This window comes from Mucilaginibacter frigoritolerans (genome assembly GCF_007830615.1).
Lineage (GTDB): Bacteria > Bacteroidota > Bacteroidia > Sphingobacteriales > Sphingobacteriaceae > Mucilaginibacter > Mucilaginibacter frigoritolerans.
The window spans coordinates 92,283-115,994 of the sequence record NZ_VLLI01000004.1; the positions used below are offsets into that span (position 1 = coordinate 92,283).

Sequence of the window (23,712 nt, forward strand, 5' to 3'; positions counted from 1 at the left end):
TACGGAACTTTTTTTGAGGCAGTTTGTAATTAATTGGAAATAAAACATATTTTTTATAGCGATATAAAATATGCTAACTTGTTTCCGTGATAATTACCTTCAAAAGCCCTTGTCCGGTATATAATTATGTGTAAATTTTGTTTGAGTAAGCTTTTTTCGCCCGTTGCCGGATTACTTTTATTACTGTGTATATCAGCTGAAACTTATGGTCAGCAGGTATTGGTAACGGAAGCAAACAAGAAAGAACTGCAAGGCCTTTCATCAAGGTTTAATAATCTATTTCTTAATAACCATCAAAAGGCGCTTGGGTTGGCCAATATTCATGGATGGCCCGTTGTTCGTAAAACGAAAATGGGAAAACTGGTGTTGTTGCAGGGAGTAAACAGTTTGGGCTTTCCGGTGTACCTTGTAACGGATAACAATGTCATTGCTGCTGCAACAACAGGTACAAATAGCGTACAACCGGGAGGAATATTGGGGTTAAACCTTTCCGGGTCTAGTAATATTATAAATAATAAACTAGCCATATGGGATGGCGGGGCGGTGTATAAGGGGCATCAGGAATTTACGGGAAAAACAATTACTATTGAAGATACCGTATCAATACTTGACCATTCTACGCATGTGGCGGGTACCATGGTAGCTAAGGGGATATATGCACCGGCAAAAGGGATGGCTTTTAATGCTACTACCCTACATTCTTATTATTTCGATAATGATATAACTAAGATGAGTTCCGCGGCATCAAATCTGTTGCTTTCTAATCATTCGTATGGTGATGTGGCAGGCTGGGATTTTAACGATTTAGCCAACCGTTGGGAATGGTATGGCTTGCCCGGAGATACGGTTGATTATAACTTTGGCTTTTACGGGCAAAGGACTCAGCAATGGGATCAGATTGCGTTTAATGCCCCATATTACTTGATTGTTGAATCGGCTGGTAATGCACATGCATATCCGGGCCCGGCAGTAGGGAGTGATTATTACGGTTATGCAAGTGCCTCCAATCAAACACTGGTTGATAAAGGACCGAGGCCTGCCAGTATAAGCAGCAATACAGGATACGATGTAATAAGTACCACTGGCAATGCTAAAAATATACTTACAGTGGGGGCGGTAAACCCTTTACCGTATGGCCCTGCAACCAGCTCATCTATTTCCATTGCATCATTTAGCAGCTGGGGGCCAACAGATGATGGTCGTATTAAGCCGGATATTGTAGGTGATGGAGTAGATGTTCTTTCAGCTGGAACGTCTGGACCTCAATCATATATAACCATGTCAGGTACTTCCATGTCGGCACCAAATATTACCGGCTCCTTATATTTATTGCAGGAGTATTATGCCGAAAAAAATGGCGGCAGTTTTATGCGCGCGGCAACTTTAAAAGGTTTAGCCTGTCATACAGCTGTTGATGCTGGAAATACTGGCCCCGATTATATTTATGGATGGGGTTTGCTCAATACAGGAAATGCTGCGCAGGTTATAACTAATAACGGATCAAAAAGTATAATCAAAGAAAGCATCCTGCAACAGGGACAGCAGCAAACCTATAACGTTATTGCATCGGGTGATGGTATTTTATCAGCCACTATATCATGGACAGATCCGATGGGGACACAAACACCCGACGGTACAGTGAATAGCCGTACACCCAAACTGGTTAATGATCTTGATATAAGGATAAGTGATGGGACAGTTACATTTATGCCCTGGATACTGGATCCTAATAATCCATCGGCTATTGCCAAAACTGGTGATAATATTGTAGATAATATTGAACAGGTTTATATCGCCGGAGCTGTGCCGGGTAAGGCTTATACCATAACTGTTTCGCACAAAGGGACGCTAACAGGAGGATCACAGGCTTATTCGCTTATAGCCACTGGCATTGGCGGAACAGCTTATTGCACTTCTGCACCCTTATCAAATGCCGATTCCCGTATTAATAATGTAACGCTTGCCAATATTAATTATACTCCAGTTGCCGGATGTACCAGTTATACCAATCTCACTAACTTAACTGTGCAGTTAGAGCAAGGCAAAACCTATCCGCTGAGTTTAACGTTAGGTACCTGTAGTGCTAATTTTAATAAAGCTGCCAAAGTTTTTATTGACTGGAATGGCAACGGTGTGTTTGATGCTAACGAATTGGTAGCTACCACCTCTATATTGAATACCACCGGAACTTACAATACTAATATTACTGTACCGGCATCTGTAATTGCAGGTAATTACAGTTTAATGCGTGTGGTGCTGAACGAAACAAGCGATACATCAACCATAAAAGCATGCGGTACTTATGGCAAAGGCGAAACACAAGATTACCGGGTTCAATTTTTACAAAGTACTACCGATGCAGGAGTAATAGCCATTGTTAGTCCTGATTCTACAGGTTCATGTTCATCAGCCACACAGGTAACGGTAACACTAAAGAATTTTGGGAGCGCGACGATAAATAATATCCCGGTTACAGTAACTGTTACTGCGCCAGATAACACCACAACTACTTTACAACAAACTTATACCGGTTCATTAGCTCCGCTGGAGCAGGAAGATTTTACGCTTAACGGTACCTTTAATGCTATTGCGGGTGCAACCTATCATATTACGGCAACCAGTAACCTGCCGGGTGACCCCAACACTTCCAATAACCAGGTTAGTGAAACCGTTCTGATAAGTTTGCCTCCTTCGGCATCAGATTTAACGGCTTATTATTGTAATAACAGCAATCAATATCAGTTATCAGGCTCGGGCGATAGTGAACTGTTATGGTATCAAAATATAACTGATAATGTTCCTATAGCTTTCGGGGCAACTGCATTGACAAGCAAAGCTCCTGTCAATAATACCTATTACGCTGGTGTAAATGATTTTAGCGGTACAGTTGGCCCGGCTACTAAGACTGCTTTTTCTGGGGGCGGCTACAACCAGTTTACCCCATCTATTAATGTAAGTGCCAATATTCCGGTTATTATTGAGAGCGCCCGTTTATATGTTGGTAATTCGGGTAAGGTAACGTTTCAGGTAGCTAATACCAATGGTGAAATTGTATCCCAAGCCACTATAAACGCAGTGGCCACCAGCTCACATCCGCAGCCCTCCGCACAAGCCGATGATCCAAACGATCAGGGTGTAGTTTACAACCTTAATTTATTACTACCTGCTGCAGGAGCCTATACTATTACCGCTGTTTTTGACAGCACAGCAACACTTTACCGGAGTAATGCAGGAGTTACCGGTTATCCATTCAGCGCTGGCGATGTATTTAGTATTACAGGCAATACGGCAACATCATCAACAGATACAACTTATTATAAGGGCTTTTACTATTATTTTTATGATATAAAGTTGAAAAGCGCAGGCTGTGCTTCAACTGCCAGGCAGGCAGTAATAGTATCTAACCCTGTAATAACCCAGAACGGTGCAGTGCTTAGTTCCAATTTTTCCTCAGGAAATCAATGGTATTTGGATGGTGCACCTATAGCAGGGGCAACTAACGCCACTTACCGGCCAATTGAGAGCGGGAATTATCAGACTAAAATAAATCTGGTGAGCGGTTGTCAACTCATATCAAATACTTTGTATGATTTAGTGCAGGGTAGTTCAGCAAATAATACTGATATAGGTTTAGTATTGTTTCCGGTTCCGGCAAACAGTCAGTTGAATATTCTTTTTGTTGCAAAAACAAGTAGCAATTTAACATTGTCGCTTATAAACGCGGCAGGTAAAATTGTTTCCAGCAGCTCACAAATTGTTGCCGCCGGAAACTTTAATACAGCGCTTGATGTATCTAACCAGTCGCCCGGAACCTATATTTTAAAGTTAATACTTGGTGAAAAGACTTATAACAATAAAATTATCATTGCAAGATAAATTTCTCGTTATTTAAAAACGTATTTGATGCCTATGGCGGGGGCTATATCACCGAATGGGCCGGTAGCCAGCTCCAGACGCGGATTAAGATCAAGACTGACGGCTATAGGTGATTGTGGAATGATGTATTCCAGACCCAGAACACCATCAACCCCTAACAATAAATGGCCGGTGTTATAAACTTCATTGTCGCCGCCAAAACGTTGATATACGCCACTGCCGATGGCGCCAATATGGACACCTGCGCCATAGTAAAATCTTAATTCGGGTACATTAAATGCTACCTGGTAAAATTCATATAGCCCGGTTATTACTACACCATGTTGTCTGAAACCTAATTCACCTTCAATGGCAATATCCTTGTCGGTAAAATATTTTCCGGCTATGCCGTCTTCATATCCGCCAAATTTAAAACCTACAGCGCCTGTATAAGAATCACCATTTGATTGCGCATTAGAATGCTTGCTAACCAATAAAAAAGAGATTAGCATCAATAAACTTAAGAATGTTTTTTTCATAGAATGTATTTGAACTTGAACGGCGAAATTGCGTTTTTATGACCTTTTAATCAAAATGGAATAGTTTTTAAATTGTAAATAATTGATTATCAACAAGTAAATAATATGCATTTGTAACAAAAAGGATACATTTGGCAACGTTCAAGTATGGTTTGAGATATGTTTAATAATTATTAATGATGTTTATTATCCGGTTGAAAATGATAAATTCGTGGATATAATTAGAAATTCATGAATTACCCCCCCTCGCAAATGTCAGTAATTAACACCCGCAAATTTTTCAAGTGTTTTCAAAAGGTAGCATGCCTTATTTTGCCTGTAATGCTTTTAATACAGGTGGCAAAGGCACAAGATGACCATTATAAAAACGGGATGGTTGTTTGTGCTACTCCCAATGCATCAAAAGTGGGGCTTGATGTTTTGAAAAAAGGCGGTAACGCTATTGATGCTGCTGTAGCCGTGCAGTTTGCTTTGGAAGTTACCCATCCCGAAGCCGGTAATATAGGCGGTGGTGGTTTTTTGGTTTACCGTTCTGCAAAAGGTATTACCAATACGCTTGATTTTAGGGAAAAGGCTCCTGCCAGGGCCAGTCAAAATATGTACCTGGACAGCGCGGGTAATGTGGTGCCAGGGATGAGTATTTCAACCCACCAGGCATCGGGCGTGCCAGGCTCGGTAGACGGAATGGTGCAAGCTCATAATAACTATGGTAAGCTAAAATGGGCCGAACTGGTACAGCCTGCCATTGATCTGGCACGTAACGGGTTTAAAGTTACCGCCAAACTGGCTTCAGCACTAAACCATAACCGTACCCAGTTTATGAAACTGAATGCTGGTAAAAACTATTTATTGAAGGATGATGGCTGGAAAGAAGGCGATTTATTAGTACAGGAAGATTTGGCTAAAACCCTGGAGTTGATACGTGATAATGGAAGAGATGGCTTTTATAAAGGGAAAGTTGCAGATGAATTAATAACTGAAATGAACCAAGGCAATGGCCTAATATCACAAATTGATTTGGATAATTATCATTCAGTTTGGCGTAAAGCAATTACGGGTAATTATAAAGGGTATAAAATTATTACAATGGCACCGCCATCCAGCGGAGGGATAGCATTATTGCAATTGCTACACTCGGTTGAGCAATATCCTTTAAAAAGATGGGGACATAATACCGATTCAACTGTACAATTAATAGTAGAAGCAGAGCGTAGGGTTTATGCAGACCGGTCAAAATATTTAGGAGATCCTGATTTTTATAAAGTGCCTGTAGATAGTTTGCTTAATCCGGCGTATATAGATGCCCGTATGAAAAGCTTTAACTGGAGTGCTGCCACCCCAAGCACCAGTATTGAGCCCGGTAAATTTGTAGGGTATGAAAGCGATCAGACTACCCATTATTCTATTGTTGATAAAGATGGCAACGCGGTATCCATTACCACTACTTTAAATGATTCATTCGGGTCAAAAATATTTGTTAGCGGAGCCGGGTTTTTGTTGAATAACGAAATGGATGATTTTAGTTCCAAACCGGGCGTACCAAATATGTTTGGCCTGGTAGGCGGAAAAGCAAATAGTATTCAGCCCAATAAGCGCATGTTATCGTCTATGACACCTACCATTGTTGAAAAAAATGGTAAGCTGTTTATGGTTGTTGGTACTCCTGGAGGGTCAACCATTATAACATCAGTATTTCAAACCATTTTGAATGTTATTGATTTTAGTATGGATATGCAGCAGGCTGTTACCGCCAAACGCTTTCATCACCAATGGCTGCCCGATGATGTAGAAACAGAAACAAATGCTTTAGATAGCGCTACTATAAATATACTACAACAAAAAGGATATAAAGTAATTTCGCGCGGTAACATTGGCCGGGTTGATGCTATTTTGGTTACTGGTGATGGTTATTATCAAGGCGGCGCCGACCCCCGCGGAGATGATACCAAGCTGGGCTTTTAGGTTATAAAATTTGTAAATAGATAAAACAATCTATCCTGCAGCCAATTCTCACTATGGACTATGGACTATGGACTATGGACTATGGACTATGGACTATGGACTATGGACTATGGACTATGGACTATGGACTATGGACTAATTTTCCGCTTGCATATTCAATTTTCGTAGTTTAAGTTTGTTGGTTATGCAAGGCAGCGTAAAACATCAGGAAACAATTGACTATTTTTTGAAAATAGTTTGGCAAACAGTTGCTAACCGTTATAACCAGTTAGTGACAGATTTTGGCATAACCCAATCAATTGGCTACTTGCTTATTAATATCGACGAAAAAGAAGGTACTACAGTTTCCCAGGCTGCTGCATTGCTTGGTCTTAAATCAACCAGTTTATCGCGGATGTTGCGCCAATTGGAAAAATCAGGATTAATCTATCGGGAATCAAACGAGGGAGATAAACGTTCGGTTAAAATATATTTAACTGCCTTAGGAAAAGAAAAACGACAAATGGCCCGAACGGTTGTTAAACAATTTAATAATTACCTCAACAACCATATCAGCGAGGCAGATAAGGAATATCTGGTAAAAACCCTTAAAAAAATAAATCAGCTTACGCTCAATTATAAACCGGAGTAGTTAAGCGTGAATATTCTGTTAAGCTGAGTCTTATCAGACTTAAATTACCTGTAACAAATCATAAATCAGTACACGTTTATTGAAAATTATACGTTAGTTGGTTGAATTTGATGTCAAATTATAGCCGGATGCAGATATTAATTGTTAAAAAATGTTAAGCTGCTGTTTTTGACATATAAAAGAATAAATTTGCCGATTGAAACAGCTTTGCATAATAGCAGATTAAAATGATGCAACCGGGTTTACAAAAGGCAAAATTAACTGAATTGGAAAAAGAAAACGGATGAACCGGATATTGTTAATTTTATTGCTTTTTGCTGCGGGTTTATCAGGTTGCAGTAAGTCTACCACAGGTGCAGACCAGGTGGCGGCCCAATTAGCTATAGATACCAAAATAATTACGAATTATTTACAAGCTAATAATATTACTGCAAAAGAGGTAGACTCGGCAAATGTTGTTACAGGTATTTATTATACCATTGATACGGTTGGAACAGGAGTAACACCATTGTATACTAATTCAACCCAGGTTACCATTGGTTATACAGGTTATTTGTTAAATACAAACGGAACGGTAGCTGCTACACCATTTGTGCAAACAAAAACGGCAACAACTGATTTTCATCCGTCGTACGTTTTAGGGGCGGTGATTGAGGGATGGGCCTTAGGTTTTGAACAGGCAAAGGTGCCAATTGGGAGTACTTTTACGTTGTATATACCGTCAAAGTATGCTTATGGGCCTTATGCCCAGCCACAAGTAGGGTTACCTGCCAATGCGGTGCTGATATTTCATATTAAAGTGTATAACGTAACAAACTAAAAAATAAAGCATATTAAAAACTATAATAAAAGATAGTAGCAATGCGGGCTGAGGAGCCGTTTAAAAACAATTTATTACAAATGAAACAAACAACTTTTATTCTTTTATTATTTTGTGTTATAGGGTTATTATCATGCCGCAAAGACAAAATTGAGCCTACCATTAAACAGTACGATCAGCAGCAAATACTAAATTACATAAAGGTACATGGCTTAACCAATATGGTACGCGATACCGTTGGTGGCGATACTACCGGCATTTATTATGAAATTCTTTCGCCAGGAAACACTGCTCATAGGTTGCAATATCCCAGTTTGATTTCGCTAGTGTACACGCTTCGTACACTTGATGGTGTATACACATCAATTGATACTATTAATAATCACTTTTATGATTATTTGGGTCATATAGCTACTGATAACTTACCACTTGGTTTGCAAACTGCATTGATAAACGATTTGAAATATAGCGGTGGCCGTATGCGTGTGTTAATACCATCGCATCTGGCTTATGGTGTTAACGGTACAGGTTCCGGAAGCTCGCAGGTGGCTAACAATCGTATTACGGGTAATGAATGCCTTGATTATTATATTAATGTTGTGGATAGCCAACCGGTATACGATGATCTGGTAATTAACAATTACATGAAGAATAACAGCCTTACAGGTTATACTAAAATTACCACAGGCACAGGTGCAGGTACTTATTATAAAGTATTAACAGTGCCAACCGGTACTGATATTATAGATTCTTCAAAAACCATTACTTATACTGCAACCGGGCAATTGTTAAATGGTATTATTTTTAATAATCAGAATGTATCAGGTGTCACTAATTCTGGTGACGTTGACAATTTATATGTAGGTATACAACAAGCAATGTATGCCAGCCAGGCAAGTGTAGGTACTAAAATTTCAATTTTGCTTCCGTCAGCGCTTGGGATTGGAACAACTTCAAGTACCGGTACAGATCAAAATAATAACTCTGTTACCATACCTGCTAACAGCTGTATGCGGTTTACCTTTATTATTGATACGGTAACGCCATAGGGCTAAATAAAAAGTTATTAATGGGTTTTTAGTAATTGCTTTGAGGCAGCTATTCAAAACCCATTTTTATTTAGTCAGGGCCTCTTTAAAAACTTTTAAACATCTGTCGCGAGCGAAGGCGTGATCAATAATGGGTTGTGGATATTTGCTAATGTCGGCATATTCCGGAACCCATTTTTTGATGTATTTAAGTTCGGGGTCAAATTTTTTGAGCTGCGCATCCGGGCTAAATATCCTGAAATAGGGTGCCGCATCTGTACCGCAGCCGGCCGCCCATTGCCAGCCGCCTACGTTGCTGGCCATTTCATAATCCAGCAGTTTCTGGGCGAAGTAGCGTTCGCCCCAGCGCCAATCAATGAGCAAATGCTTACTTAAAAAGCTGGCTACCAGCATCCGTACACGGTTGTGCATATAACCGGTGGCATTTAACTCGCGCATACCGGCATCTACTAATGGAAAACCCGTTTCGCCTTTGCACCAGGCTTCAAATTGTTTTTCATCATTCACCCATTTAATATGGTCATATTCTGGCCTGAAAGCATGATTGGCTGTTTGGGGGAAATGATAAAGGATCATCATATAAAATTCCCTCCAGATGAGTTCATTGAGCCATGTTTTTTGACTGAAAGTACTGGCGGTGCTTGCCAGTTCCCTGATGCTAACCGTACCAAAGCGTAAATGCAAGCCGATATGGCTGGTTCCTTTTATAGCGGGGAAGTTCCGCTTTTCGGCATAATCAAGTATCAGTTCTTTATAGTGAATGGCAGGAAATTCAAGATCGCTCTTTTCAAACCCCAGGTCTTTTAAAGCAGGGAGCGGGAATGGTTTTGTTTTAAAAAGATGAGCAAAATACTTTTTATTGGGATAGGGCTTCAAATAAAATGGGGTAAGCTTGCTGTACCATTTGCGGTTATAAGGTGTATAAACTGTATAGGGCTTGCCATCATCCTTTACTATTTCATCTTTTTCAAAAATAACCTGGTCCTTAAAGGTATTAAAGCTGATATTGTGTTTTTTTAGATTTTGGGCAACTGCTTCATCACGTTTTTTAGCGTATGGCTCATAATCATGATTGGTATAAACCGCTTTGATGTTGTATTTAGTTAAAAGCTTTTTCCACGCTTCTTCAGGTGTATCATAAATTACTAATAAACTACTGTCCAGCTTTTGCAACCCCTCATTAAGTGCTTTAATAGTTTGATAAATAAAGGTTACCCGGGCATCGCTTTTATCTTCAAGGTTTTTGAGTATCTCTTTGTCGAAAATAAAAATGGGTAATACAGGTAATCCACTTTTTAAGGCATGATACAAACCGGCATTATCCTCCAAACGCAAATCGCGCCTGAACCAGAATATCGCTATTGCATTATCCATAAATCTGTTTTAAGGCGGGTACTATTTCAGGATATTTAAATTTAAACCCGGCGTCTGCTATTTTTTGTGCCGATACTTTAGTACTGCCTAAAACAATGGTACTCATTTCGCCCATAATCAGTTTTAACAAAAATGCAGGTACATTGGGCGCCCATAAAGGTTTGTGCAAAGTTTTGGCCACTGCCTGGGTAAGCTGTTTATTGGTAAGCGGGTTAGGGGCAACCATGTTGTAAATACCTTCGAGGTTTTCTTTCTCAATAGCAAACAGGTACATGTCAACCACATCCTGCCAATGGATCCAGGGCACCCATTGCCTGCCATTGCCTAATGGCGAGCCTACCCAAAGTTTGATAGGCATAGCCAGTTTTGCCAGCGCACCACCTGTATCCAGCACCACACCGGTTCGGTATTTTACTATACGCAGACCCAGGCTTTTACCTTCATCAACCACGGCTTCCCAGTCAAGGCAGCATTGTGCCATAAAATCGGTATTAGGGGGGCTTTCTTCGGTTTGCAATTCATCCCCCTTGTCGCTATAATAACCTATAGCCGATGCAGAAATTACCGATTTTACCTGATGAGGTTTTTCATGCAGTAATTCATAAATCAGACTAATGGATTTGGTACGGCTATCAACCAGCTCCCGTTTGCGAGCATCCGTCCATGGTTTATCAGCAATACCTGCCCCGGCAAGGTGAATGATGATATTAACCCCATCAATAGCGTGTTCATCAATCTGGCCCTTGTCAATATCCCACAAAAAAGTTTTCACCCCTGCGTCTTTACCCGGTGAGCGGCTTAAATGGCTCACGCTATAGCCCTTTGCCAATAATTGTTTGGTAAGGCTAAGGCCGATAAGACCCGTGCCACCGGTGAGGAGGATGCTTTTTTGAGAATGGTTCATAGCCGGTAGTTCATTGTTCATGGCAGGATGATTGTTTTATTGTCTGCTTAATTTAATATGGTGTGCTCATATCAATAAATTGTAGCTGCTATGAACTATTATCAATACGCCATTAACTAAAAAACGTTCACACTATCAGATACAACAACCTTGCTGCATAGCGGTTTTGCATAGTTTTCTACAAATAATAAATGGATAGGATCATCCTGATAGGCTTCCTGTGCTTCAGGAGTATCGAATAATATTAAAAGAGATACATCATAGGAGCGATCAACCACATCGCGAAAAGTTTCGGCCGCAACACCGATATGAATATCGCGGATGTAGGTAATAGGCACCAGGGTGTATAATCCCTCAATTAATTTTTGTTTGTCGGCTTTATCTTTCAGCCATAAATGTACGTGGTGTACGAAGGTGTTTTGGAGTAGCATGTTACGGTGGTTTTATTGCTGAAAGATGCTAAGAATAATGCCGTTTTACAATAGCGGCTCGGTGGTAAAGGAAATTTTACTATCAGATTAATATCTATATTACTGTTAACCTCTTCATCTATACCTTAAAAATGGGAACGAAACCAACCGTCCGTTAATACGCCAACACCACATGTGGCTTAAAAGTATCCGTTTTTACCTCAGCTTTTAGCTCATGTAAAATATTGTATAAACCAAAATTGGTGCGGTTTACATAAATAAAGTGCTTTACACCACGTGCCTGTTTAAACTCGGGCATTTTTGATACCTTTTCGCCAAAGCCATATAGCTCTTCAAAAAAAGCAGTTTGGCTAAAATCAAAACGATCATTAATATAAGGTTTGGCAAACAGGCCAATCATTTGCTTATACATGGTATAATAAAACTCAATTTGTGCAGGGGTATCATCCTTATGGATCATTTCCAGCTGACGGAAGGCTTTTATGGTTTCGTCCTTATTATCCATCAAACCGGTTGAGGTAAGCGAGAAGAAGGGATAATAAAAATCTTCGGGCATCTCTTTAATACAGCCAAAATCAATAATACCCAGTTTGCCTTCGGGCGTTATCATAAAGTTGCCCGGATGTGGATCAGCGTGTACGGCGCGTAGTTCGTGCTGCTGAAAATTATAGAAATCCCATAGCGCCTGACCAATGGTGTTTCTTAATTGCTGCGATGGATTAGTATTTAAAAATTCACGCAGGTGCTGTCCTTCCAGCCAATCCATAGTGATGATGCGCTTGCTGGATAACTCCGGATAATATTTAGGGAAAACCACATTATCCAGATTGGCACATGCGGTAGAAAATTCAATGGAACGGCGCACTTCCAGTTCATAGTCCGTTTCTTCCAGCAGGCGCTCTTCTACCTCGCGCATGTAAATATCCAGTTCTTTTTCGCTCATGCCCAAAAGGCGGAAAGCAAAAGGTTTTACCAGTTTTAAATCGGATGATATGGAATCGCCCACGCCTGGATACTGGATTTTTACAGCCAGTTTTTTGCCATTCAGTTCTGCCTCATGCACCTGCCCAATAGAGGCTGCATTTGATGAGCGAACGTTAAACTTATCGTAAATCTTCTCGGGTGATTTACCGAAATACTTTTTAAATGTTTGAACAATCAGCGGACCTGATAGTGGCGGGGCATTATATTGCGATTGCGAAAACTTATCAGTGTAAGCTTGCGGCAGCAGGTTTTTATCCATGCTGAGCATTTGCGCTACTTTAAGTGCGCTGCCCTTCAGTTCACTTAAAGATTCATATATATCGGCTGCATTATCCTCATTCAATTCTGATTTATCCATATCCGGATTAAACAGTTTTTTAGAATAATGCTTTATATAATTGCCACCCACTTTTATCCCTGTTTTTACAAACTTGGCAGAGCGTTGAACTTTGCTGGTAGGTATGCTGTTTTGTTCTTTCGGTGTATCACTCATCTTTCTGTTATTCAAATAATGCAGCGAGCCTTTGTACACTCAACTCTGTATAATCATTTATCACCAGGTTTACCGGCTGTAAATCGGCTGCCGGGTGCCCGGTAGTGATGCCTACAACTTTCATACCCGCGCTGTTACCGGCCTTAAGGCCAGCTAATGAATCTTCAAATACGATGCATTTTTCAGGCGGTACGTTGAGCATTTCGGCAGCTTTTAAAAATATATCAGGATTGGGCTTTGGCCTGCTCACCATGCTTGTATTTACAATCTCTTCAAAATCGCTTCTTATGGGTACCCTATCCAGTATGAAATTAATGTCTTCAACTGTTGCTGAAGTTGCCATGGCCATTTTTATGCCTGCCTCTTTTAATTCGTAAAGGAAGTTTTCCAAACCTTTTATTGCGGTAACAAAGGGTGCATACAATTGCCTGTAGTAACTTTCTTTTTCGTTTAGCAGCGCTTTTAAAGTTGCTTCATCATCGGTATTAAAAAGCCTTTTCAGGGTTTCCTTTATTGGTACTCCGCTTATTTCGGTGTAATAAGTTGTTTTGCTTAGCTCACCTTTATCGTACTTTTTAAAAAGTGCCTGCCATGATTTGTAGTGATATGGTGTATTATCAATTAGTGTCCCATCCATATCAAAAATTACTGCGAATGTATTAGTTGCTTCCAAATCCCATACTTTCTTTAAGACCGCCATGTTTGGCTAAAAATTTACCATACTCAAACAGGTTGTCGATAGGAGAACGCTGAAACAGATCAAAAGTAACGTTGATGCCTTTTTCAATGGCTTCGTCAGTTTTTTCAAACCCGGTAGAATTATCGTTTATCCAGAAGTTAAGGATAAAAACAAACTGCACCCAAAGGGCATCTTTATAGCGGTTAGAAAAGAATTTACGCTCGGACAATTCATTCGATTCAATACCTTCTGCAATAAGCGATTGACAAAAGTTTTCAAAAACTTCTTTCACTCCGGTAAATGTTTGCGGAGTTGAAAAACTTTTGGGTTGTTTTTTTACGCTGTAAACCACAAAACTCCGGTTACCTTTAATCAACTCAAAAAAGCTGTAAAAAAACGACAGTGCTTTTTCGCGTGAGGTGTATTGCGACCAAACTTCCTGGGTTTTTATCTCAGTGATGGTTTTTACCGCAAAATTTGTCCAAAGATTTTGTTCAATCGCGTCGAACGAGGAGAAGAATTGGTAAAATTCTTCCTCTGTCATTTTGTTTTTTTTAGCAAAAATATAAACCGACTTGGGCTGCTGGCCCTCTGTAAGTACAAAGTCTATATATGCTTTCCGGATGCTCTCAACAGTAGCCATAAAAAGAGATTTTTAATGATAACTATAAAAATATAACATTATCACAATGAAAATGTCATTACTATCTATAATTAACGATTGGTTTTGAGCGATAGTACAAAAAGTATTAATTGAAGGTGTTTAGCGATTGAGATATTTAGTAAAAAAATAGAATAATTTGGAAAAAGATCATGCATAATCACTGAAAGATGGCACAGTCAAGAGCAGACACTTGATGAGAATGTTCGTAAAAACCTCCTAAACAACAAAATCATGCAACGTTTCCTTCTAAGTTACCTCTTATTAAATAAATGTTTTATCAACGGTTTTAAACAATTAAAATACATTGTATGAATTCAGCACTATCTTCTTCGGTATTTTCAAAGCAAAAAAATCTGGTGAACCTTGTGTACTTATTGGCTTTAATAAAATTTATTCTTCCTTACCTCATCCAAAACCCGGTATACGAGCCGCACAGGGATGAGTTTTTATATCTTGCTGAAAGCCATCATATGGCATGGGGATATCTTGAAGTACCTCCACTGATGTCGGTATTTGGTTACCTCACCAATATTATGGGCGGTGGTATTTTTTGGATCAAATTATGGCCCTCTCTCTTCGGAGCATTCACTTATATCCTTGTTGCACGCCTCATATTTTTATTCGGGGGGCAATTGTTTGCCGTTATTGCAGGTTTTATGCCTTTTGTGTTTGGATATTTTATGCATGTTCATTTTATGTTTCAGCCTAATTTTTTAGACATGTTTTTTTGGACACTTATGGCCTATGGCCTTGTTCTTTATATAAAAACTGAAAAAACAAGTGGATTATACATCGCAGGTATTGCGTTAGGCATGGGTATAATGAGTAAATATTCAATTGTATTTTTCGCAATAAGTTTGCTGATAGGATTATTATTGACTACTGAACGGAATATATTGCTAAAAAAACATTTTTACTATGCATTGCTTATTGGCTTGATCATCTGTTTGCCTAATCTTATCTGGCAATATCTACATGGGTTCCCTTTCGTTACCCAAGCGAAAGAGTTACAGGATAAGCAACTTCAAAACGTAAACCGGATCGATTTTTTGAAATTTCAATTATTGTATAATATTCCTTGCATATTCACATGGCTATCAGGATTATATTGGCTGTTTTTTATAAGTGCCGGCAGGCAATACAGGTTTATTGGCTGGGCATTTTTAATTGTAATGGCAATTTTTGTGATGGGTCAGGGTAAAGGTTATTATGGAATGAGTGCCTATCCGGTGTTGTTTGGCTTTGGAGCGGTTTTCCTTGAACGCTTAACTACCGGCCGGTTTAAATACATGCGCTATGTTATTATAGGTTACGCTGTATTGATTGGCTGTTTCCTGAATACAATTACGCTCCCATTTCTTCCACCACAACAATTAGTCACATATTACGTGCACAACAGTATATTCAGGAAATTAGGGTTCCTTACATGGGAAGACCGGAAATCCCATCCCTTGCCCCAGGATTTTGCAGATATGCTTGGATGGGAAGAAATGACAGCAAAAGTTGCGAGGGTTCGTAATATTTTACCAGACTCGGTGAAAAATAAATTCGTAATTGATTGCGATAATTATGGGGAAGGTGCTGCAATTGATCATTATGGCCCGCTGTATCACATTGGATCGCCTATCGGACAGAGCGCAAGCTATTTATTCTGGACACCTTTGACGGATTTTTATGATAGAGATACATTTGTTATAGTTACAGATGATCGTGACGAAATTCACGCGGACTTTATAAGAGAGTTTGAATCTGCTTCTGTAATTGACAGTATTACTAATCGGTACTCACGTGAATTTGGCAGTTATATAATCTTATTAAAACAACCCAGCCAAAAATTCAGGAAGATTTGGAAAGGCCATTACGAATCTGCAAGGCAGAAAACCTCATTATTCAGCAATAAGGAAAACTAAATAAACTTTACAATATATCAACCATATCAAACACGGGCTTGCTGCTTCATTCTTAATCACTAAACAAGTTTATTGAATATATAAACCTGTTGATGTCAATCAATCTAAATGAATATATTTAAAACCCATAATTGCTGCCATACGTAAACAGAATGGAGGATGATTTATCTTTATTGCTTTTAAACAGGGCTTTTATTGATGCTAAATCAAACAAAATGTTTACCCGGCGTCAAATATTGCTTACAATTGTTGTTAAGAAATAAATAAATCGCAAATTTGTACGCTGCGTTCACTTAATCCCTTTGAATTTACTATGAGTGAAAGAACGATATTGGTGTGGTTTAGAAATGATTTACGTATTCGTGATAATGAAATATTGTTAGAAGCGGTACGTAAAGCAGATAAAGTATTGCCTGTATATTGTTTCGATCCTTATTATTTCAAGAAAAACGCTTCCGGCAATTCAAAAACAGGCAATGTACGTGCGCGTTTCCTTTTAGAGTCTGTTGCCGACCTTCGGAAGAACCTTCAATTAATAGGTGGCAACCTAATTGTGCGGATAGGTAATCCCGCCGAGATATTGCCCCAACTGGCTGAAGAATATCATGTAAATGAGGTTTATCATCACCGCGAGGTTGCCTATGAAGAAACTGCAATATCTGAACAGGTAGAAGCTGCTTTATGGAAGATGAAGCTTAACTTAAAGCATTTTATTGGCCATACCTTATATCATAAAGAAGATCTGCCTTTCCCGATAAAAGACATTCCGGATAGTTTTGCTGTATTTAAAAAGAAAGTGGAGCGTGATAGTGACGTGCGCCCTTGCATAGGAACACCGGATGCGATCTATACTCCGGAAATTGCTGATGCAGGTGAATTGCCCACATTACAATCCCTTGGTTTGGATGATGTTTTTGAGGATGTCAGGGTTACCACCAATTTTATAGGCGGCGAAACAACTGCGCTGGCTCAGCTGGAACAGGTTTTTTCAGCTGGATTTCAGTATACTAATGGTAAAACAAATCGCAATCAATCAGCTGCAGGGCCTTCGTCAAAATTGTCACCATGGATAGCTTTGGGTTGTATCTCTTTGCGGCAGGTTTATTGGGAAATTCATAAACACCAGCATTCGGCCCCTGCTAATTACTTTAATGCTTTGGTACTCGATCTTTTATGGCGCGATTATTTCAGGTTTATGTTTAAAAAACATGGACAGAAATTTATAGCCGCCAAAAATGAAGATGAACAGGCTTTAATGACTATTAGTGAAGATGAGCTTTTTGAAAGCTGGAAAAACGGCGAAACCGGAGTGCCATTGGTTGATGCTGTTATGCATGAACTAAACGCTACCGGCTTTATTAATAATTGCGCCAGGCAGATAGTGGCGGTATTTTTAGTGAATGACCTTAAGGTTGACTGGATAAAAGGAGCCGCTTACTTTGAAGAAAAGCTAATTGATTATTCGCCTGCCAGTAACTGGGGTAATTGGGCTTTTATTGCAGGTGTGAATGATGCCCGCGAAAGTAAATATGCTATTGTAGCCAAGCCCGCTATTGAATTTGAAATAAGAAGTGATTATATTGATACCTGGTTGCCCATTGTAAAGAATGTTGATTACCAGGATTTTTCTGACACAGTTGTAGTTAAATAATAGGTTAAAGTGTAACTTTATTTTTAAATAAGCGTCAAATAAGTATTATGAACCCATTTGAACAATTTACAGTGATTATAGGTGTACTGGCCGTTCTTTTTGAGGGGATTTCCTACTTGCGCGGTTTCCTGCACAAACTGTTTCACTAAAAAGGCGGAATATATTTCCGTGCTTTTCAATTACTCAAAATATTAAAGGTGTTGTAAAATTATTTACTGTGCCACGTGTACCAGGTGGCACATCTGGTACACTTTTTTTAACCTTTAAAAGCGAATATTCGTTAAACAGTTGTAACAATAAGGTATCAAATAAAAAGCCGGTTAACTTTTATGAATAAATTATAAAGTTTGTTAACCGATATGCTTACTTTTGTACCGTTTTAAAGATTGGTTTCTCATGGATCGTCTAAATTATATAAATAGCGGAAACGCTGCCTACATAGATTCCTTATACGAAGACTATAAAAAAGACCCTGAATCGGTTGACTTTGGATGGCAAAAATTTTTTGAAGGGTTTGATTTTGGTCGTGATGCACAAGCACCCGCTGCTCAAAATACAGGTACCCCCGAGCATTTTTTAAAGGAGATAAATGTGCTGAATATGATAGATGGTTACCGTACACGCGGCCATTTATTCACCAAAACAAATCCCGTTCGCGAAAGACGCAAATACTTCCCGGGCAAAGAACTGGAAACATTTGGCTTAAGCGATGCCGATATGGACACCGTATTTAACGCGGGTGTTGAAGTTGGCCTGGGCCCTGCCAAACTGCGCGATATCCGCCAGTTACTGGAAGATACCTATTGCCAATCGATAGGCGCCGAATACCGCTACATTCGTAATCCCATTAAAATAAAATGGTTTGAAGACCGGATGGAAAGCAAGCGCAATACAGCATCATTCAAAGTTGAAGAGAAAAAACTGATGCTGAATAAGCTGAATGAAGCAGTGGTGTTCGAAAACTTTTTAGGTACCAAATTCCTGGGTCAAAAACGTTTCTCGCTTGAAGGTGCTGAAGCTTTGATCCCTGCGCTTGATTCTGTTATTGAGAATGGATCAGAACTGGGCATTGAGGAATTTGTGATTGGTATGGCTCACCGCGGAAGGTTGAACGTACTAACCAACATTATGGAAAAACCTTACAAAGAGGTTTTTTTAGAGTTTGAAGGTAAAAATTTTGACGAAGATACTCCATTTGGCGGCGACGTAAAATATCACCTGGGTTACTCAACCGATGTGGTAACTGTTGGCGGTAAAAAAGTACACTTAAGCCTTTGCCCTAACCCAAGTCACCTGGAAGCAGTTGATCCGGTTGTAGAAGGTTTAACCCGCTCAAAAGTTGATTTCAAATACAAAGGCGATCATGCTAAAATTGCTCCTATCCTTATTCATGGTGATGCTTCAGTAGCCGGTCAGGGAATTGTATATGAGGTGTTGCAAATGGAAAAACTGGATGGCTACCGAACAGGTGGTACAATCCATATTGTTATAAATAACCAAATAGGTTTTACTACTAACTTTAAAGATGCCCGCTCAAGTACATATTGTACCGATGTGGCAAAAACAGTATTATCTCCCGTGTTTCACGTAAATGGTGATGATGTTGAAGCATTGGCTTACGTAGTGAACCTTGCAATGGAGTACCGCCAGGTATTTCATGAAGATGTGTTTATTGATATTTTATGCTACCGCCGATATGGACATAATGAAGCTGATGAGCCTAAGTTCACCCAGCCTTTATTATACAAAGCGATTGAAGCGCATCCAAACCCGCTTGAAATTTACAAGCAAAAATTATTGAGCGAGGGTAGTATCAATGAAACCTATGCAGCAGAGCTGGAAAAAACTTTCCGCGCCGAGTTACAGCAAAAATTAGACGAGTCAAAAGCCGAAGACAGGTTTACCGATACCATTCAAATGTTTGAAGGTGCCTGGCATGGCTTGCACATAGCCAGTACCAGGGAGTTTTTTACACCAATTGATACTGCCGTTGCAAAAGAAGAGCTGCTGGCAATTGGTAAAAAACTAACTGTTTTGCCCTCGGGAAAAGAGTTTTTCAAAAAGATTGAAAAGCTGTTTGAAGAGCGCAATAAAATGGTTACCCAAACCCACGTGTTTGACTGGGCCATGGGCGAACTGCTTGCTTATGGTACTTTATTAAAAGAAGGCCACCCGGTAAGGTTAAGTGGTGAAGATGTAAAACGTGGTACTTTCTCTCATCGTCATGCCGTATTAACACTGGTTGATTCGGAAGATGAGTATACCCCATTTGATACCATTGAAGATTCAGCTAAATTCAGTATTTACAACTCTTTACTATCTGAATATGGTGTTTTAGGTTTTGAGTATGGCTATGCCCTGGCAAATCCTAACGCTTTAACCATTTGGGAAGCGCAGTTTGGCGACTTCTTTAACGGAGCACAAATTATAGTTGACCAATATATAGCCAGTGCCGAAACTAAATGGCAACGCGGTAATGGTTTGGTAATGTTATTGCCGCATGGTTATGAGGGGCAGGGTCCTGAACACTCATCGGCACGTGTTGAGCGTTTTCTGGAGCTTTGTGCCGATAGTAACATTCAGGTAGCTAACTGTACTACCCCGGCAAACTTCTTCCATATTTTGAGAAGACAGATGCTGCGGGATTTCCGTAAGCCGCTGATCATCTTTACACCAAAGAGCTTATTGCGTAGCCCTAAGTGCGTATCAAAACTGGAAGAGTTTACTGAAGGTAAGTTCCACGAGTTAATTGATGATACTTATGCTGATCCTAAAAAAGTAAAACGCGTATTGCTGTGCACAGGTAAAATCTACTATGATCTGCTTGAGAAACAACAGGTTGATAAACGTAAGGATGTAGCCATAGTAAGAATTGAGCAATTATATCCAACACCAGTAGTGCAGATATTAAAGATAAAAGCAAAATATAACAAAGCCACTGAGTTTTTCTGGGTACAGGAAGAACCTGAAAACATGGGGGCATGGCCATATATTTGCCGCAAGTTCCATAACGATAAAGTAATTAACCTGAATGTGATTTCTCGCCATGAGGGTAGCAGTACCGCAACAGGTTTTGCTAAACAACATGCTGCGCAGCAATTGCACATTGTTTCAAAAGCCTTTGAAGCACCTGCAGGCAAGGCGGTAAAAGCTGCTGTAAAACAAACAGCCGAAAAAATGGCTAATGTTGGAGCCGATTGATTTGATAATTAATTAGATTTTCATTGTAGCGGCGCAATACATTGCGTCGCTATCTAATACATACAAAAATTCAAATATGAGTTTAACTATCAAAGTTCCGCCGGTTGGCGAATCAATTACGGAAGTAACCCTGTCAAGCTGGATTAAAAAAGATGGCGATGCAGTTAAAATGGATGAAGTAATTGCCGAGTTAGAATCAGATAAAGCAACCTTTGAGCTTACCGCTGAAAAAGCCGGAATTTTAAAAACTGTAGCTAAAGAAGGTGATACCTTACCTATTGGTGCTGTTGTTGCCACGATTGAAGAAGGCGGCGCAGCCTCAGCAAGCGATGCTAAGCCTGCCGCACAGCCTCAACCAGAAGTTGTTGCAAATGCACCGGCTCCTGCACCAGTTGGGGGTACACCAGTAAATGCTACTCCTGCACCAGCTGCAGGCGGTTCTTTACAGGTGAAAGTTCCAACCGTAGGCGAATCAATTACCGAAGTTACTTTATCCCGCTGGATAAAAAAGGATGGTGATAGCGTTGCTATGGATGAAGCTATTGCCGAACTGGAATCAGATAAAGCTACATTTGAATTAACTGCCGAAAAAGCGGGAACTTTAAAAACTATTGCCAAAGAAGGCGATGTATTGCCAATTGGCGCTGTAGTTTGTACTATTGAAGGTGCCGGGGCTGTTAAAGCTGCCGCTCCTGTAGCTGCACCAACTGCAACTACCGAAACAACAAAACAAGCAACTTACGCTTCAGGTACCCCATCACCTGCTGCTGCTAAAATATTGGCAGAAAAAGGTGTCGATACCAAATCTGTATCAGGCACAGGTGTTGCTGGCCGCATAACAAAAGAAGATGCGCTGCTTGCTGAAAAAGTATCTGAAAATCCACAGGTTAGCAAGGATGCAGAGAAATTGCAGGTTTCCAGTCCGAAACCAGGCATTGCAAGCCCTGCACCGGCCCCTGCATCAACAGGCCCGAGAGGCGATCGTCGCGAAAAAATGTCTTCATTGCGTAAAACAGTAGCCAAACGTTTGGTAGCCGTTAAAAATGAAACAGCGATGCTAACTACTTTTAACGAAGTAGATATGTCGCCGATTATGGAGATCCGTAGTAAATACAAAGATAAATTTAAAGAAAAACATGGCGTAGGTTTAGGCTTTATGTCATTCTTTACCAAAGCGGTTTGTGAGGCATTGAAAGATTGGCCGGCTGTTAACGCACGTATTGAAGGTGAAGAAGTAGTATACAGCAACTTTGCTGATATTTCTATCGCGGTATCTGCTCCAAAAGGACTGGTTGTGCCGGTTATCCGAAATGCAGAAAGCATGAGCCTGGCTGATATTGAAAAGGCAGTTGCAGCATTAGCTGTTAAAGCCCGCGAAAACAAACTAACATTGGAAGAAATGACAGGCGGTACCTTTACCATTACTAATGGAGGTGTATTTGGTTCCATGATGTCAACCCCGATATTAAATTCACCGCAATCAGCTATTTTAGGAATGCACAATATTATTGAGCGCCCGGTTGCTGTAAACGGACAAGTAGTTATCCGCCCGATGATGTATTTGGCATTATCTTATGATCACCGTATAATTGATGGACGTGAATCAGTTAGCTTTCTGGTAAGGGTAAAACAATTACTGGAAGATCCTGCAAGGTTACTTTTAGGTGTATAAGCAAAAGATTTTAAATATTAAAACCCGGTTAAAGCCGGGTTTTTTGTTACTACTTTCTTTGTAATAAGGTATGCTTTTGAACCAACCCGCATTTTCTTTTTTACAATTCTTTCATGTCTTTTTTGAAAACGTCTAAATTTTCCTTTTGTAAAAAGATGCTTTTTAATATATTGGTAAAAATGATAATAAAAACAACTTGTTATAGATTTTAACTATAAGCTATCGATTCTTTATATATGATAGCTGTTTTAAAAAGTGGTATATTTGCATTAAAGAAATAAAAAAATTATCAATATGTTAACTATAGGACAAAAATTCCCTGACTTTTCTAAAACCGCGGTAGTAAGTATCGAAAAAGGTAAAGAGTTTGAAACCATCACTTCTGAGTTTCTTGTAAACGATGAAAACGTGTGGACAGTAATGTTCTGGTGGCCAAAAGACTTTACTTTTGTTTGCCCTACAGAGATCGCTGAATTCAACAAAAGCTACGGCGAATTCCGTGACCGTGATACCCGTTTAATTGGAGCTTCAACTGATACTGAATTTGTTCACGCTGCATGGAGAAGAGATCACGCTGATTTACGTGACCTTAAATTTCCAATGCTTGCTGATACTTCAAAATCATTAGCGGAAGATTTAGGCATATTAGAGCCAAATGAAAAAATTGCTTACCGTGCTACTTTCATCATCGATCCTACCGGTATCATCCGTTGGGTATCTGTTAATGATTTAAGCGTAGGCCGTAACGTAAAAGAAGTTTTACGCGTACTTGACGGTTTGCAAACTGACGAACTTTGCCCTTGCAACTGGGTTAAAGGTGAAGAAACTATAACTGTTTAATTAAAACTACCCCTATAGTCCCCGTATTTTATCATAATGCGGGGATTTTTTAT

Annotated in this window: 17 protein-coding genes; 10 read left to right on the top strand and 7 right to left on the bottom strand. The window is 39.7% G+C overall.

The genetic code is table 11. The features are described from left to right. Positions 1–141 precede the first annotated feature (141 nt). A complete protein-coding gene (locus tag JN11_RS08045; protein WP_170227716.1) occupies positions 142–3,876 on the top strand; it encodes a S8 family serine peptidase in 3,735 nt (1,244 codons plus the stop codon). A gap of 8 nt (positions 3,877–3,884) precedes the next feature. Here the strand turns inward: JN11_RS08045 and JN11_RS08050 are convergent, their stop codons facing one another. Next, entirely contained in the window at positions 3,885–4,394 is a 510-nt protein-coding gene (locus JN11_RS08050) for a hypothetical protein (RefSeq protein ID WP_144911479.1), read from the bottom strand. A 321-nt stretch (positions 4,395–4,715) separates the two neighbouring features. On the opposite strand from JN11_RS08050, the gene ggt reads away from it, so the two are divergent. From ggt to JN11_RS08070, 4 genes are all read left to right on the top strand, one after another. Next, the gene (ggt, locus tag JN11_RS08055; protein ID WP_144911873.1) at positions 4,716–6,356 is read left to right on the top strand and encodes a gamma-glutamyltransferase; all 1,641 of its coding nucleotides are present in this window, start codon (positions 4,716–4,718) and stop codon (positions 6,354–6,356) included. A gap of 184 nt (positions 6,357–6,540) precedes the next feature. Then, complete coding sequence (locus tag JN11_RS08060) at positions 6,541–6,987, top strand: MarR family winged helix-turn-helix transcriptional regulator (protein ID WP_144911480.1); 447 nt, start codon at positions 6,541–6,543, stop codon at positions 6,985–6,987. Between the two features lie 283 nt (positions 6,988–7,270). Then, positions 7,271–7,807, top strand: a complete 537-nt coding sequence (locus tag JN11_RS08065) for an FKBP-type peptidyl-prolyl cis-trans isomerase (protein WP_144911481.1) — start codon at positions 7,271–7,273, stop codon at positions 7,805–7,807. Between the two features lie 80 nt (positions 7,808–7,887). Further along, entirely contained in the window at positions 7,888–8,856 is a 969-nt protein-coding gene (locus JN11_RS08070; RefSeq protein WP_144911482.1) for an FKBP-type peptidyl-prolyl cis-trans isomerase, read from the top strand. Positions 8,857–8,922: 66 nt separating this feature from the next. On the opposite strand, the gene JN11_RS08075 is transcribed toward JN11_RS08070, so the two are convergent. The 6 genes from JN11_RS08075 to JN11_RS08100 form a co-directional block, all read right to left on the bottom strand. Next, complete coding sequence (locus JN11_RS08075) at positions 8,923–10,230, bottom strand: cryptochrome/photolyase family protein (protein WP_144911483.1); 1,308 nt, start codon at positions 10,228–10,230, stop codon at positions 8,923–8,925. Further along, positions 10,223–11,155 (bottom strand): TIGR01777 family oxidoreductase, encoded by a 933-nt coding sequence (locus tag JN11_RS08080; RefSeq protein ID WP_246138962.1) that lies wholly within the window; start codon positions 11,153–11,155, stop codon positions 10,223–10,225. Before JN11_RS08080 ends, JN11_RS08075 begins: the two co-directional genes overlap by 8 nt. A 95-nt stretch (positions 11,156–11,250) precedes the next feature. Then, entirely contained in the window at positions 11,251–11,565 is a 315-nt protein-coding gene (locus JN11_RS08085; protein ID WP_144911484.1) for a Dabb family protein, read from the bottom strand. 154 nt (positions 11,566–11,719) lie between these two features. Beyond that, entirely contained in the window at positions 11,720–13,042 is a 1,323-nt protein-coding gene (locus JN11_RS08090; RefSeq protein WP_144911485.1) for an ABC1 kinase family protein, read from the bottom strand. 7 nt (positions 13,043–13,049) lie between these two features. After that, on the bottom strand, positions 13,050–13,742 hold the full coding sequence (locus JN11_RS08095) for an HAD family hydrolase (protein WP_144911486.1): 693 nt from the start codon (positions 13,740–13,742) through the stop codon (positions 13,050–13,052). After that, positions 13,702–14,364, bottom strand: coding sequence for a TetR family transcriptional regulator C-terminal domain-containing protein (locus tag JN11_RS08100; protein WP_144911487.1), 663 nt, complete (start codon positions 14,362–14,364; stop codon positions 13,702–13,704). The genes JN11_RS08095 and JN11_RS08100 overlap by 41 nt, the downstream gene beginning before the upstream one ends. A gap of 329 nt (positions 14,365–14,693) precedes the next feature. On the opposite strand from JN11_RS08100, the gene JN11_RS08105 reads away from it, so the two are divergent. From JN11_RS08105 to JN11_RS08125, 5 genes are all read left to right on the top strand, one after another. After that, the gene (locus JN11_RS08105) at positions 14,694–16,295 is read left to right on the top strand and encodes a glycosyltransferase family 39 protein (protein WP_144911489.1); all 1,602 of its coding nucleotides are present in this window, start codon (positions 14,694–14,696) and stop codon (positions 16,293–16,295) included. Between the two features lie 313 nt (positions 16,296–16,608). After that, the gene (locus JN11_RS08110) at positions 16,609–17,946 is read left to right on the top strand and encodes a DASH family cryptochrome (RefSeq protein ID WP_144911491.1); all 1,338 of its coding nucleotides are present in this window, start codon (positions 16,609–16,611) and stop codon (positions 17,944–17,946) included. Positions 17,947–18,342: 396 nt separating this feature from the next. Then, positions 18,343–21,147: a 2-oxoglutarate dehydrogenase E1 component gene (locus tag JN11_RS08115; protein ID WP_144911493.1), complete on the top strand. Its 2,805-nt coding sequence runs from the start codon at positions 18,343–18,345 to the stop codon at positions 21,145–21,147. Between the two features lie 76 nt (positions 21,148–21,223). Continuing rightward, complete coding sequence (gene odhB / locus JN11_RS08120; protein ID WP_144911495.1) at positions 21,224–22,819, top strand: 2-oxoglutarate dehydrogenase complex dihydrolipoyllysine-residue succinyltransferase; 1,596 nt, start codon at positions 21,224–21,226, stop codon at positions 22,817–22,819. Positions 22,820–23,113: 294 nt separating this feature from the next. Continuing rightward, positions 23,114–23,659 carry a peroxiredoxin gene (locus JN11_RS08125; protein ID WP_144911496.1) on the top strand — a complete coding sequence of 182 codons (546 nt, stop codon included), beginning with the start codon at positions 23,114–23,116 and terminating at the stop codon, positions 23,657–23,659. Positions 23,660–23,712 lie beyond the last annotated feature (53 nt).

Excerpts from the sequence above, each read along its gene's own strand:
- JN11_RS08100 (WP_144911487.1), bottom strand. The coding sequence starts at position 14,364 with ATGGCTACTGTTGAGAGCATCCGGAAAGCATATATAGACTTTGTACTT.
- JN11_RS08075 (WP_144911483.1), bottom strand. The coding sequence starts at position 10,230 with ATGGATAATGCAATAGCGATATTCTGGTTCAGGCGCGATTTGCGTTTG.
- JN11_RS08110 (WP_144911491.1), top strand. The coding sequence starts at position 16,609 with ATGAGTGAAAGAACGATATTGGTGTGGTTTAGAAATGATTTACGTATT.
- JN11_RS08090 (WP_144911485.1), bottom strand. The coding sequence starts at position 13,042 with ATGAGTGATACACCGAAAGAACAAAACAGCATACCTACCAGCAAAGTT.
- JN11_RS08125 (WP_144911496.1), top strand. The coding sequence starts at position 23,114 with ATGTTAACTATAGGACAAAAATTCCCTGACTTTTCTAAAACCGCGGTA.
- JN11_RS08070 (WP_144911482.1), top strand. The coding sequence starts at position 7,888 with ATGAAACAAACAACTTTTATTCTTTTATTATTTTGTGTTATAGGGTTA.
- JN11_RS08105 (WP_144911489.1), top strand. The coding sequence starts at position 14,694 with ATGAATTCAGCACTATCTTCTTCGGTATTTTCAAAGCAAAAAAATCTG.
- ggt (WP_144911873.1), top strand. The coding sequence starts at position 4,716 with ATGCTTTTAATACAGGTGGCAAAGGCACAAGATGACCATTATAAAAAC.
- JN11_RS08065 (WP_144911481.1), top strand. The coding sequence starts at position 7,271 with ATGAACCGGATATTGTTAATTTTATTGCTTTTTGCTGCGGGTTTATCA.
- JN11_RS08095 (WP_144911486.1), bottom strand. The coding sequence starts at position 13,742 with ATGGCGGTCTTAAAGAAAGTATGGGATTTGGAAGCAACTAATACATTC.
- JN11_RS08060 (WP_144911480.1), top strand. The coding sequence starts at position 6,541 with ATGCAAGGCAGCGTAAAACATCAGGAAACAATTGACTATTTTTTGAAA.
- JN11_RS08085 (WP_144911484.1), bottom strand. The coding sequence starts at position 11,565 with ATGCTACTCCAAAACACCTTCGTACACCACGTACATTTATGGCTGAAA.
- JN11_RS08050 (WP_144911479.1), bottom strand. The coding sequence starts at position 4,394 with ATGAAAAAAACATTCTTAAGTTTATTGATGCTAATCTCTTTTTTATTG.
- JN11_RS08080 (WP_246138962.1), bottom strand. The coding sequence starts at position 11,155 with ATGAACAATGAACTACCGGCTATGAACCATTCTCAAAAAAGCATCCTC.
- JN11_RS08115 (WP_144911493.1), top strand. The coding sequence starts at position 18,343 with ATGGATCGTCTAAATTATATAAATAGCGGAAACGCTGCCTACATAGAT.
- odhB (WP_144911495.1), top strand. The coding sequence starts at position 21,224 with ATGAGTTTAACTATCAAAGTTCCGCCGGTTGGCGAATCAATTACGGAA.